The organism is Klebsiella sp. GG_Kp146, assembly GCF_040061975.1.
GTDB classification, from domain to species: Bacteria; Pseudomonadota; Gammaproteobacteria; order Enterobacterales; family Enterobacteriaceae; genus Klebsiella; species Klebsiella quasipneumoniae.
Genome location: NZ_JBEAHA010000001.1, coordinates 160215 through 174265 on the forward strand (window position 1 = coordinate 160215; position 14051 = coordinate 174265).

Annotated in this window: 10 protein-coding genes and 1 pseudogene; all 11 read right to left on the reverse strand. The window is 45.1% G+C overall.

The window, feature by feature from the left end:
* Nucleotides 1-54 precede the first annotated feature (54 nt).
* The 11 genes and pseudogenes from ABLU95_RS00770 to ABLU95_RS00820 all read right to left on the reverse strand — a co-directional run bounded on the left by ABLU95_RS00770 (nt 55) and on the right by ABLU95_RS00820 (nt 13891).
* Complete coding sequence (locus tag ABLU95_RS00770) at nt 55-3474, reverse strand: ImcF-related family protein (RefSeq protein ID WP_348878606.1); 3420 nt, start codon at nt 3472-3474, stop codon at nt 55-57.
* Nucleotide 3475: 1 nt separating this feature from the next.
* Nucleotides 3476-4699: a hypothetical protein gene (locus ABLU95_RS00775; RefSeq protein WP_241516490.1), complete on the reverse strand. Its 1224-nt coding sequence runs from the start codon at nt 4697-4699 to the stop codon at nt 3476-3478.
* A gap of 4 nt (nt 4700-4703) precedes the next feature.
* The gene (locus ABLU95_RS00780) at nt 4704-4961 is read right to left on the reverse strand and encodes a PAAR domain-containing protein (protein WP_065881245.1); all 258 of its coding nucleotides are present in this window, start codon (nt 4959-4961) and stop codon (nt 4704-4706) included.
* A gap of 13 nt (nt 4962-4974) precedes the next feature.
* Nucleotides 4975-5664 (reverse strand): hypothetical protein, encoded by a 690-nt coding sequence (locus tag ABLU95_RS00785; RefSeq protein WP_348878608.1) that lies wholly within the window; start codon nt 5662-5664, stop codon nt 4975-4977.
* A gap of 162 nt (nt 5665-5826) precedes the next feature.
* Nucleotides 5827-6690 (reverse strand): hypothetical protein, encoded by an 864-nt coding sequence (locus ABLU95_RS00790; protein WP_223822573.1) that lies wholly within the window; start codon nt 6688-6690, stop codon nt 5827-5829.
* A gap of 327 nt (nt 6691-7017) precedes the next feature.
* Nucleotides 7018-7443, reverse strand: coding sequence for a hypothetical protein (locus ABLU95_RS00795; protein ID WP_130941552.1), 426 nt, complete (start codon nt 7441-7443; stop codon nt 7018-7020).
* 155 nt (nt 7444-7598) lie between these two features.
* Nucleotides 7599-7871: a hypothetical protein gene (locus ABLU95_RS00800; RefSeq protein WP_241516491.1), complete on the reverse strand. Its 273-nt coding sequence runs from the start codon at nt 7869-7871 to the stop codon at nt 7599-7601.
* A 42-nt stretch (nt 7872-7913) separates the two neighbouring features.
* Complete coding sequence (locus ABLU95_RS00805) at nt 7914-8810, reverse strand: hypothetical protein (RefSeq protein WP_165454427.1); 897 nt, start codon at nt 8808-8810, stop codon at nt 7914-7916.
* Between the two features lie 14 nt (nt 8811-8824).
* Nucleotides 8825-10987, reverse strand: coding sequence for a LysM peptidoglycan-binding domain-containing protein (locus ABLU95_RS00810; RefSeq protein ID WP_348878611.1), 2163 nt, complete (start codon nt 10985-10987; stop codon nt 8825-8827).
* A 2-nt stretch (nt 10988-10989) separates the two neighbouring features.
* A complete protein-coding gene (vgrG, locus tag ABLU95_RS00815) occupies nt 10990-13617 on the reverse strand; it encodes a type VI secretion system Vgr family protein (protein ID WP_065881238.1) in 2628 nt (875 codons plus the stop codon).
* A gap of 150 nt (nt 13618-13767) precedes the next feature.
* Nucleotides 13768-13891: pseudogene (locus ABLU95_RS00820) on the reverse strand (hypothetical protein).
* Nucleotides 13892-14051 lie beyond the last annotated feature (160 nt).

Sequence of the window (14051 nt, forward strand, 5' to 3'; positions counted from 1 at the left end):
GAGCAGAGGCGGCCCGGCGTCGCAGGTCAACGCCAATCAGTGAGGGAGGCGGTTTCAGTATCCCTCTTCGCCGGGTATATCGTCGGTCAGCGGAACACGCTCAGCAGGCGCGCGCACGCTGAATATCGTCTCCGGTAGCGTAAAGTTTCGCAGGGCCAGCAGCGCCAGCGGTCCTTCCCCCGACTCGGTGCGCAGGGTGTAGTTCAGCGACAGACCATCCGGCGCTTTCCAGCTCAGGCTCCAGCTGCTGCTCGTTCCGGGGTAAGCGCTGACCACCGCCTTATCCAGCAGGCGGATCCAGCCCCAGGCCCCCTGAAGATCTGCATACTGGCGGGTGCCCGCCCGGGTGCTGATCCAGCTCAGACTGGCGCCCGGCGCTTCGGTATCGGCGGGCCAGCTGAACCGCCGCCAGGCCGGCATCTGGTTCATGTAGACAAGTTTCTGGCTGTCGATGACCAGCTCCGTCTGCATCACGCCATCCGCGGTGCCGGGGCGTAGCGCAAAATGCAATCCCGCTTCGCCGTTGGCGAACGCGACGTCGGAGAGATGGCTCAGGGTATTCATCGCCTGCAGAAAGGCCGGGTTAAACGTCAGCCCCTGGGCATTGATACTGTCCGCCATCCAGCGGCTCCCCTCTTTATGCAGCACGCCGTTCAGCCGGGTCTGCAGAAAGCGGGCGATGCGTCCGGTCTCGCTATTGAGATATTTTGCCAGCAGCGGGAGAGAGACTTCACTGCTGGTATTTTTAAAGGGGTAGCGACCGCCAAAAGCGCTATTCCAGTCCTCCACCACCGCGCTGCGCCACTGGGCGTTGAGACTTTCCGCCGCCGGGGTCAGCACCTGCTGCCAGGCCTGCTCCATCGGGCGAACAAACAGCGTCTGCCCAAAACCACTCCACTGCTGGCCCAGTCCCGCCGCCACCAGGCTGCCGTAGTCGCGCGTTTCGGTTAGATCCACAGCCTTGCCCTGGAACACCGTCTGCGCAAGCAGGCGCGTCATCGCCTGCGGGTCGGTGGCGTTGGTGACCTGCTGCAGGCGCAGACGCACCTGGGTGACGCGGGTCAGGAAGGTCTGCAGGCTAAGACGGCTGGTGGACGCCCCGCCGTCGCGATTGTCCAGCAGCGCCAGTACGGGCCCGAAGGTGGCATCCAGAGGACCGCGCACGCCACCCTGCTGGTCGATGGCGGACTGCCCGTCGCGGTTAAACAGATTTTTCGCTGATTTGACAAGCGAATCGGCAATAGCTTCCCCGGTCTGGCCGGTTCGCCCCTGCATGCTCAGGGTGTTCATCAGCGCCACCAGCGGCGACTGGCGCACATCGGCCATCAGGGTCAGCTGGTCGATGGCATCGGAGAGGGTCTCCACGCGCTGCCAGCGTAAGCTGTTGAGAAAATCCAGCCAGGCGCCGCTGAAATCAGCGAAATAACGCTCCGCCAGCCGGACTCGCAAAGCTTCCGGCGACGCCGACTGCGCGGCAGGCTGCTTCGCGTCGCTCAGCACCCAGTCCATTTCATCGCGGCGTTCCGCGACCACTTTCTCAATGGCCGGCTGTACGGCCTGCTCCCAGGCCTGACGGGTAAACATCCCCGGCACCACCTCATCGGTGGTGAACAGGCGCGACGCGTCGGTGTCGCCGGTCATGTCCGCCAGGTGCAAGTCCGCATACTGATTCGCCACCTGCGCGAGCATCTTCTGATAAAGCGTGGACTCACTGTTGCGCTGGCCCAGTTGGCGAATTAACCGTGTGCGCGCCTGGCTGACCAGACCGTCATCGACAGGCAGACGCCACTGCGGATGCGACGCCAGGCTGGCAGCGTAAAATGCCAGTAGCGAAGGGCCGCTGCCCTGCCAGACGGCGTCGGCGATGCCTGAGCGCTGCGACCAGTCCTGCATCAGCGTGGTGGCAAACCAGGACGCGTCCATCCTCTCAGGGCGCGAGAGCATCAGGTACAGTTTTAACTGGTCGTAAGCCGTTTTTGCCCTCTTCTCGCGAAGCGGACTGTCCGGCGGAAGCTGCACAAAGGTGTTCAGTTGCCCTTCCAGATGGCGCGCCGTCGCATCACGCAGCAGCGGTAAGGCGCTTTCGCCATAGCGCGGCAGAAGCGCCGCCAGCAGGTCATCATTCTGGCTGAGGCCAGCGCGGAGGTACCAGGGTGCTCCGTGCTGTGACCGGTATTCCAGCCGGGCAAGGGTTTTCTGCAGTTCAGACAGGGCATGCAGACGGACCGTCAGCGGCTGTTTCTCCGCTGAAAGCGGCTGAACCTGCTGCTGCGCCTGCGCCACCTGGCTGCGGTTAGTGATAAAGGAGACGGTCATTGAGGCGGCCCACAGCGCCATCAGCACCGCAATGCTCACGCCCGCCATCTGCGCCCCGCTGACGCCCGGTTTACGCGCACGCAGGCCTGCCGGTAACGCCAGCGGGGATTCCGGGATGGCGTCCCAGCGGTTATCCCGGCTCCAGTGGTGGGCAACGCTGCGCTGCGCCCCGGCAGAGGGGGCGCTGAACACCACCCCCGCCAGCGGCAGCGGACGGTACGGATTAAGCAGCACGGACAGGGGACCGGTCAGGCTTTCCGGCCCGCGGGTCAGTTGGTCGGCCAGGGTGAGCAGAAAATGATGCTGCGGTCTGTCGCAAATCTGCTGAATGCCCTGCGCGGTGAGCGCCGGTATCAGCCCGTTCAGCTGGCGGGCCAGCGCGTCAGGCGCACATCCCGCTGACAGCAGGCAGCCCACCGGCTGGGTTGTCCGGCCAGCCTGTTCCCCGCCGCGCCCGTGCAGCGACCAGACATACAGCGGCAGCCGCCAGCCCAGGGCCTCATAACGACCGCTCAGGGCATGGGCCAGCGCATCCGTCGCATCAGAAGTGAGTGATGCGGCGGGCATATCGCCATCCGCACCGGGAACAGAGTCAAAAGCGGAGGTCACCCACACCATACCGTCCGCCGGGCGACGGCGCAGCTTTCGCAGCGCGGCGAACCAGGCGGCGTCCACCGGTGCCGCCGGGTCGCCGCCCCACAGCAGCAATGTCCCCCGGTCTTCCTGCCAGAGTTCCTGGGTGAGTTTTGGGGTCAGCTGTTCGACGTCGGCGATGCTGCCGGTAATCAGCAGGATGCGGAGTTTGCGGGGCCAGAAATTACCGTAAATGTGTCGCAGGGCTTGTTGTAATTCGGTTATTAATTTCTTATTTACTGCCACCTGTTTTAAATGAACGCTATTGTTTGATCGAGCGCCCTGTTTATCATTTAACTGACGAAAAAAACGCAGTCTTGATGCAAACACAACAAGTGAGCGCCGACTTACAAGCAATAAAGAGAGGAAAACCGGACCAGAAAAAATAGTACAGAGTATGCCAAATTTTTCTGCTGGTGCTGTCCATCCTAAAGATGGCCCCCATAAGTAATAAATCAGAAGTAAAATAGCCGTAACAATAGCAACAAAAAAAATGCCAGAAAATTTGATAATGAAACTTTTCATGCTATAGCACACCTTTACCACTGGCAGCCGAATTAAAGAAATGAGAGATTAAGAGGTCATCATTTTTATTTACAAACAAATATTTTCCAGGAAGAAGATATTCATTTACATAATTCAATTGTAAAAATTCGGTAAGCGGCGGGCATAAACATACATAGTTGCCTGAATCAACGTAGGTATACGACGAAAGTGCACTTTCAGACATATAGTCTGTGGTTTTTAACACCAGCTTTTTTAGCTCTTCTTCATTCAACCCGGAATATACAACACCGGATAATTTCTCCCCATCATTAGCACCACCCCAAATTAGTGACTTATCTATCCCCGGCCAGTCGTATTCTGGACGAAAAAGAGATCCTAAAGATGAGTTGTTGCCACCTTCGTCATCATTTTTTAATTTTCCAAATAAAAACATTACAGATTCAGATTTATTATCAATTTTATCATAAAATAATTCCACACCATGAAAACTGGCAGCGATGAGAATAATATATTCATCAGAAGATCTGTCTAACCAGCTATCAATAGATTCTGATAGATTATTGCTAAACTCAACATTCGCTAACGGAAATACATTCTCAAACCGAACTTGCCAAATTTTTTCCATCAAAGATTTTAAATTATCATGAAGAACACACACTACCTTTATTCTGGCATGCTTAGGTAAAATAGTTATATGCATATGAATATCATTAATGAACTCCCCCATGATTTCATTAAATAAATGAACGTTTCTTTGCTGTATTTGACTACCGCTTTTTAATTCATTTACTGACGAATTAAAAGTAAGGTACCTGGACATATGTGTGGATTTTGGTGTGTAACGAACGGGCAACAAAGAATTGCCTGCCACATCAACCACTTTCCCGTTTAAATCAGGTAATCTGACCTGTAACTCAATAATATCAAGATTAACCCTTCCTTTTTGAAGCAACTCCTGATAATAAGTGGAGCGAGTTTCATTCCAGTTGGTTACCTCAATATCCTCATTATCCCAAAGTATAATTCTGAAAAAAAATACAGCTCCACAAAAAAGTAGTGGTACCAGCAATAATTCAGTCCAAAAAGCGAAGCTATTTTTTGATAAATACTGAGGGAAATAAACTAAAAAAACATATATATATACCACCACTATGCAAACAGAAATTACGGCATCAATCCATAATGGCAATTTTTTTTGAGCTGCTTTTTCTGCTAATGGAATATCAAAGATATTTACTGGCATAATTCTATTCCTTTAAAACACGCGAACCAGAAGAGATAAGAATAGCACCACACGCACAGCGATGTCCCTCTAATGCAATAGCTAATCCATTATCGCAATGGTTTTCATCCCCTTCACTTATATTATTCAAACCATGTGTCGGACAGGAGACAAGATCAGATTTACGTGCCACAGATTTGCCGTCAATGGTGATCTGAGGTGAGCCCGTTAAAACAGATCCACCATGAGATGTTTTGTCACCTACACAGATAGTTTTTTTCATATCATAACCATTTTTATTTATTGTTTATCTCAGGAAGTCTTTCAAGCGGTAACACCAGAACACCATCAGCATCCTCAGAACTATCATCCCTATTTAATGGCAATCCTGTATCGGGATTCACATCTTCTACTTTATCCTTTCCATTGATTCTAAATGCAATATTGTTTTTTTCATAAACAAAATAATCTTCTTTACTTTTGAGGAAAGCAGCATGCAACTTATTATCAATTATTGCAGAGGAAGTAAATTCATTTATAGAAACTAACGTATCAAATGTTTTACTATAAAACAGGATGTTATATGAGGTACCTCGACGTCCATCCTTTCCCGGACTGATATTTGTACACCCTGAATAAGATAGCAGATAATCAGGTTTATCAAGTAATACAGCATCAAATTTATTATAGCAGTGTAAAGGATATTCATAGCTGTTCACCTCAGTGCTTTTTATAATAAACTGAGATAGTTTACCGCCCTTTTTAATCCTAATGATTTGTTGTGGCAGATATGAATCAATATTTATATCTGGATAAATACCTTTGGAGATTTTAACTTTTTTGCCATCAAAAAAGCCAAGCCATAAGTCCTGTTTTTTATTTATCAACCAGTATTGATTTTGAAACAACATCTTTGTTCTCTCACTATCAGTGAGGTTATTTTGACTTTTTTTTAAAATCAATAAATTGATCATGATATCTTTCATTTGCATCCCGATCTAATAGACTTCCAAAATCACTCTCGGAAGAGAATATCTCATCATTTTTATCGCTAGCACGAACAATTTGTGTTGATATCAAAAAACAAAATAAAACTAAATATTTCATGATTTATCCCCTATGGGTAATCAAAATAATTAATAGAGATATTAATCAACAACAGTGACTTCAGGAAGTCTTTTTAAAATGACAGGTTGGAATCCATCTGGATCATCAATCATAACTGGTTTTCCATTTTTCATGACAGGACTTCCGTTATCATCTATTTCTGGTACCTTTTCCTGGGGTTTTCCAGTTTTTTTATCAACAACAATAACCTGATCTGAACCTGTAAACTTAAATGCTGACTCAATACTGTAATCGATATAATAATCTCTAACCTTTTCAACCGATTTTTTGAAAACGCTGATACTATCTCCCTGCAATGCCGAATCAGGAAATTCATCAAGCTGCAATATTGTATCAAACGTCTTACTGTAAAATAGTATATTATAAAAAATGCCTAATTTTTTAGAGTATAATTTATCACCACGGGCACATCCAGTATAAAAAACCATATAATCCTGAGCATCAAACAATATCCCATCTCTTCGATTGACACAAACGGATGGATATTTACCATTACTATTTAGTAATAAAAATTGAGATATTTTACCACCTCTTTTTATTCGAATTATGCTTTCTGGAAATAACGTTTCGCCAGGAATATTAACATAAGTACCTGCGGGTATTTTTACATATTTCCCATCAAATATCCCAATCCATAAGTCCTGTTTTTTATTTACCAACCAATATTCATTGGTTGTTAATAGCTTTGATCTTTGATTATCAGGAAGATTATTTTGTTTAACTTTGAATTCTATATAATTTTCATGTTGCTCTCGATCAAAAGCTTCTTGACGAGTTTGCCATGACTGATCATCAACGCGACCAGAAGATATAGTTTCTGCTTGAGTTAATGGCGATATTATTATATAGCAGAATATCAAGAATTTAATTAATTTAGTCATCATAAATTCCTTAAGGATAATTGAATTCATCAATAAATGATACCGGAACAATACAGTCAAACCTCTCTCGTATTAATGATTGAATCTAATACCGCTACACTTGCCATTTATTGGCATGTAGAGTTGCCCGGCGTTTAGCGGAGAAGATACCCTCAATACCTTGTCCTGAAAGGAATAGCCAAAAGTGTAGCACTATTCCACACGGATATTTAAGTCTTTCAATTCTTCCTGCTTCAAAGTGAAAATGTACGACAGACTCAATTGTAGCCATGCCATAAGTATTCCCGTCGTACAAATATATTTGTATGTTTCATTTATCCAAATTAAAAATTAATTAACAATAATAACTTCGGAAAGTCTTTTTAAAATTACAGGTCTATAGCCATCAGGATCACCAACCATTACTGGTTTTCCATTAATCAAGATGGTTTTCCCATTGTCATCAGTTTTTGGTATCTTAGGTAAATCCTTGCCTATGTCAGGGTCAACAATAACTATCTGATCCTTTCTTGTTATCTTAAATGCCCCCTGTGCAGAATCAAACCTATAGTATCCATTTTTTAATACCAAAGACTCACTCATATATTTAAGACCTTCAGGGATTGAATAAGGAATTGAATCCAATTTAACTAATGTATTAAATTTCTTATCGTAAAGTAAAATATCATAATGCCCGTCATGCTTGATTGAGTTCCTCTGAAGTGAGTCATATGTACAGCCCGAATAAAAATATATATAAAACTGATCGTCTTTCATTATCTTATCATTCTTTTCAAGACAAGAGTTTGGATATCCATCAACTGCTGATGGCAATAAAAACTGTAATATTTTTCCATTTCCTTTTATTCTAATTACCTGCTGCGATTGATAACTATCCTCTGATAGATTTGAATAAATCCCAGCAGGTACTTTTATTTTTTTCCATCAAAAAAGCCTATCCATAAATTTTGTTTTTTATTTATCAACCAATACTGATTGTAAAATAAAGATTTATTCCTCTTTATATCGGGGAGATTGTTTTGAGTTGTTTTAAAATAAATAAATTGATCATGATGTCTTTCGTCTGCATCTCGATCTAATAGATTTCTAGGGTCACTCTCGGAAAAGAATATCTCATCATTTCTATCGCTAGCATGGACAAATTGTGTTGATATCAAAAAATAAAATAAAACAAAATATTTCATGATTTACCATCCTATGGATAATCAAAATAATTGATAAAGATATTAATCAACAATAGTGACTTCAGGAAGTCTTTTTAAAATGACAGGATTATAGCCATCAGGATCATCAACCATTACTGGCTTTCCATTAATCAAGATGATTTTCCCATTGTCATCAGTTTTTGGTACCTTAGGTAAAGCTTTGCCTGTGTCAGGGTCAACAATAACGATCTGATCTTTTGCGATTATTCTAAATGCAACGTCAAGCGCATCATACCGATAGTATCCATTTATTGACACCAAAGATTCTTTTATATATTTAAGATCTTCAGGAGTTGAATAAGGAATTGAATCAAGCACAATTATCGTATCATATATTTTATCATATAGTAAAATATCATATAATATGCTATGGCGGGTTGAGTTAGGTTCAAAACTAAAACTAGTACATCCAGAGTAAAAATATGTATATGATGAAGAGTCAAAAACTATATTATTTATTACACTGAGACATTTAGATGGGTAATTATTAGTTTCACGTTCCAATAGAAACTGTGAAATTTTACCCTTTCTTTTAACTCTTAATATTCGTTGTTGATGATACCCACCATTAGGAATGTCCTTGTAATAGTTTGCTGGCACTTTGATATTTTTTCCATCAAACAAGCCAAGCCATAGATCCTGTTCTTTATTTACCAACCAATATTCATTACTTGAAAAAACTTTGCTCCTCTGAGAATCAGGTAAATTATTTTGCTTATTTTTGTAATTACGATAATCACCGCGATATTCCTCATCAACACGTTGTTGTTCCTGTCTTGAAAAAATCTCCGATAATGTCATGGAATTTGTATCCGAGTTGACACTGGATACTGAGTTATCTGACGCATAACAGATTTGTAAGCTTGCTGCTTCTAAAAATAAAAGCGACATGAAAGAATATTTAATAAAAATTTTCATTTCTCATTTTCTTATTAAGGATAATTAAACCCATCGATGAAAGGAGCAGGATCAAGCCTGTTTGCTATACCAGGACCAGGTCTCTTTTTTACTCTAACTTCAAAATGGAGATGAGCACCTAAAGCTATACTGATCATTCCATTGGCATTACCTGTGCAACCAGTTTCTCCCAATAATTCACCACAACGTACATGGTCTCCCCTCTCTAAACCAGAATGAATTGCAGACAGATGGGCGTAGAAAAAATAAACCTCACTAATTTCACTATCATTACATCTACAAAGCAACGCCTTCTCTAGTGGAAGATCGTCAACCTGAACAATAATACACAACTGTCTGCCATAATCACTACGAGGAGGATCAATTATAAAAGCGATGCGACCATCTGCTACTGAAAATATTGGTGTGTTTGGTGCAGCTTCTATATCCAAGCCCTGGTGTTGATAACGACGTCCATTAGAGCGAGTTCTCCATCCCTTAAAAGTAGCACTACGGACTCGAGGAAGAGCATGAGTACGAATCCGGCACACAGAAAGTGGGTTACTCCATGTATTCCCCTCAACGTTTACAGAAGGAGATGGGGTATTTCTTGGCTGCGAATTTGATGGGGTACTTCTTGGCTGCGAATTCGATGGGGTGCTTCTTGGTTGCGAATTCGATGGGGTACTTCTTGGTTGCGAATTCGATGGGGTACTTCTTGGCTGCGAATTCGATGGGGTACTTCTTGGCTGCGAATTCGTAAGAGTTACTGGAGGTAAATCCGTATTTATAATGTACGTAGAATTAAGTTTCTGAATAATATCTTTGGTGGAGTAATTTGTCATCTTCGGTTCAATTCGGTAATGATCAGGTACGATAATTGAATCGAAATAATTGACCATCCATGCAACAAAAGCGGTCCTCCATGTACTATCAATAGAATAATACCTAATTCTCATCTCATTATCTTTTAAATTACCAATTAGTCGGTTATAGAAAACAATATTAGTGGGGATTTTTTCGCCTTTTCCAGGAGTTTCTTTCCCATTCATAATAATGTCATATGCGCCAAATGCCCCATTCATATGAACAAGGTAAGCTATTTTAACTAATTCATCTGATTCAAGAGCACTAACTGCTGATAACTTTAAACTAAGTGAGTCAATCCCTTTTCGATCATACAATCCAATCATATCAATATTGTATTCTGCATTAACCCGTAAAGATAAAACAGTATCTGTATCGATTTCCGTTATAGTTCCGTCACCTGACTCGCCAAAAAGTTTATTATCTCTATATATTAATTTTTGGTATGAGTATTTTTCTGTTATAAACTGATAAACCTTAGATTCAGGTTTAGCGCAGTAAGATAACCATGTATCAGGTTTAAACTGTCCTAACCCTACCGCTCCCGAACCAGTAGGATTGGTCGCATTTGCTTTCCATCTTGACTCTGCATAAATTAATGCAGCAAGTCCCTCTGGCTGGAAATCATATTTTTTAGCTGTTTCAATGATATAATCTCGATATTGTTCTGCCTCTGGAGGAAGGCGTAACCCTTCACTAACATTACCAATATTACTCACACTGGTAGGAGCACCACCTTCAGTTCTGGTGGTTTGATTTACAGAAGGAGTCGGGTTTTCTGTTGTTCTACTTTCTGATGGGCTGGAAGCAGATGAGTCATTTCTTTGTTTCGCCTTTTCTTTTTCCTGTCGTTTGCTCGATTGCTGGGTACCTTGTTTAACTCTGGTACTTCCTTTTATTATCATTTCTCTGGATGATATCCGCAGAGTTAACGTTCCCAGCGGTAATTTTTTATGGTTGGCTATCAGAATATATTCTTTCTTATTCAAATGTTGTAATTCAACCTTTATACCTTTGGTACTATCTTCAATAAGCAGACCTGCCATAACACCAGTCCCATCGGTTACGTATTCATACGTCCTGCCATCGAAAGTGAGTCTGACTTTTGCATTTTTGAGCGGACGCCAGGCAAGATCGCAGATCCTCAACGTCAATTGAGTATCATAGACTTTATCTTTTGATGGTAAATTTAATATCTGTCCGGGTTGGATAATATGTCGCTCTGCTTTAGTGTGAAGTCCATTAATACTGGCAAGTTCATTGATATCAATGCCAAATTTACGACTGATTTTCCACAGGCTGTCACCCTTCTGAACGGTATACTGTTCCATAGCTATTCCTTATCTTGTTCGTTTAGTTCACCATCATACTGCGGACCATGCTCACCAAGATCCAGATCATCATCAATCTCATCCTCAATCTCGTAGTTATCATCATAAGAAAAAAGACTCGTCCATTTGTCATCGCCAATTATTGCCTGAAAATTTTTACTTTCAGGTTGTTCAAAACATCCCGACTCTCCATCATTAAAAGCAGAGTCCCATATTTTTTCTTTTGACTCACTATCGAAAAGACTCACTTTCATAACAGATGGTGCAGCATTACCCAAAGCGTCCAGCAACATAAAACTCATTGCGTGTGGGCCACTATCGGGTAGTTCTGGAATATTTGATTGCAAAGACGCCGGACCACTATAGAGAAGCTTACTTTGTTTCATCATAATATCACCAGGACAACCTAACTCTATATTCCCCCCGGACAGACGAACATACGCACCACCAGCACAAGCCAATGTCAAAGTTTTTGCTGCTGTCAAAGTAATATTTTCTGTTGTACTGACCAAAGAGATATTCTGTTTAGCGATTGTTTCAATATTTCCTGACTGAGACTGCGACACCAAATCTCCCTTTGCGGCAATCGTCTCGACTCCTTCATCCTCAGTAAAAATTGATATTTTTTTAGATGCAGCCAGGCAAATATTATTATTTGCCCCCAATTCAATACGTTGCCCTGCCGTAATATAGATATTTTCACTTGCAGTCGTCTGAAAATGACCACCGCTGGCTAAAGCAACACCTTCGGGTGCACTTGCCAGCAATACAGCCTGCTTTAATGTAAGTAGCTTCTCTTCCATCAATGCCTGTTGTTGTTCATATTGCAGAAGCTGTGCTTTTGCCGCTGATGCTGCCTGTGAAAGTGATTCCATTTGGCTAAGGGCTTGCGCCAGTAAAGAATGTGCCGCAGCCATATCCAATGTCTTCCCCTGTGCTTCAGGCTGACTGTCCGCAGTAATAAATATCCCTTTCCCGGCGCGTATCGCCCCCCACTCATCAGTACGCAGCTCAAAACCTTCCCCACGGAGCGCTCGCTGAGCATCCACATTATGCCCCAGGTTCAGCTGCGTCTTGCCGCCGTACTCGGTGCTGAGCTTGATATGCTCTTCGCCGCGCTTGTCCTCCATCCGCAGCTTGTTCAGCCCCGCCGTTCTGATGACGTTGCGCGTACTGTTCTTTTCCGTCACATGGTCAACATGCCGCGAGTCGTGCAGCGCATGGGCGATATACGGGCGGTCGGGGTCGCCTTCGTGGAACGCTATCGCCACTTCCGTTCCCTGAATCAGCGGGAAGTGAAAGCCGTACACATCGCCGCCGTAGGGTTTGGCAAGCCGCACCGGCATGCTCTCCTGGCCCTGCTTTTTATCATCCCGGTCGGCGTCGAACATCACCCGGTACAGCCCGGACGCATCCTGCCAGGCGTAGATATCATTCGCCTTCGCGCTGGTCACCCGCGCTGTCATCGTGCCGGTCACCTTCGGACGCGGCAGCAGCGGCGGACGCCAGCACACCGTTTCGCTGTACGGCACCGCCAGTATTGTCACCCGCAGGGCGTTCCTGCGACTGGCGGTAAAACCGGTTCCGGTGATGAGTACCGGCTCCTGTAATGGCGCCGGCAGGGTCGGCGGCAGGCTGTCGGTGAGGGTCAGCACCTGGGCGGGCGCCAGCGTCGCGTCGGTGCTGACGCCGGTTATCAGCGTCTGGTTCGCCAGAAAACGTTCGTGGTCCAGGCGGGCGTAAAAGTTCGCCGTTTCCGCCGTGGGGTCGATTTTATCGCCCCGCTCCTGGTGGCGCAGTTTGTAGTGATACACCTCGCCATAGGTATTTCCTTCGCCGTCCCCCCGCGTCATATCCGCCGGGGCTGACTGCAGAATGCTCTGCGCGGTACGGTGGTTGTAATCTTTCGTGATGACGCCCGCCTCCACCACGTTATGGGAGACATTCAGCCCCCACACTGATTTCGCACCGCTGTCGCTCATCCCGGACGGGCTGTTAACCGGCAGTGTCTTATCGAACATCAGCGCCCGCTGCGCGTCGGCGAAGTGGACCACTTCGCTCTGGGCCTCTTCCTGCAGGGTGAAGAAATAAAATATCCCCACCTCTGCCAGCAGGCGCTGGATAAACGCCAGGTCACTCTCCTGATACTGATTAATTTGCTCGCGCCGCGGATAGTGTTGCTTGAGATTAAACTCATACTCCCAGTCATGCAGGTGGTGTTCCTGCAAAACCTGCTCCACCACTTCCGGCACCGATTTATTGACGAAGAAACGATGGGTGCGGAACTGTTTGTCCAGCAGCGAGAGGAAGGGTTCGAGGGTTATCATGTACTCTGCCTGGTCAGCAGAGCCACTGATACGCTCAAAATGCGTGACCACGCCATGCACCCGTTTGCATTCGGTCAGGCTCTGTAATATGCCGCCGCCCATCGTCAGCGTCGCCGGTTTGCTCAGTAACTGGCTGGCGTCGATATTTTTATCCGTGCTGGTGAAATAAATTGTCCAGAGATACGTTTCACTGAGTTTTTCTGCACCGCTGAATTCTTCCACATCCAGCGATGCAGTACATGAAGGAATATCCAGCTGGTAACGGTTAAGGGTGGTGCCGGTAATTATTGAAGAGGTATCCATTATATTCCTGTTTTACTCCGCAGTAGTGACCATCAAACATCGATTAACAGGCCATACGGTTTAATTTTGTTTAATGATAATCATCTCATTCATCATAAATATATTTAAGTGCATATCGATATATCAGATACCCCACCAGGAGTTTCATTACTAAAAGGCAACCCCAGGGATATTTATTTTCACTTACTGAGAAATAAAAAAGCACACAGAAACCGGAACCTTCAACGTTTAACGCTGCCAGCATTTCTCTGGCACTGTCCTTAGCGCTATCCATGCTGATCTCCTTTATCCATCCCCTTTCCTGCGCTTCATCCCCGCAGAGGCCCCGCTTTGCCGACAAGATTGACTGGCTGCAGGCACGCTACCGCCCATCGCTGTTTCCTGTTTATCAGGAACCCGTAGCGCACAGGGTCAGGCAGGCAGATTGTTATTGT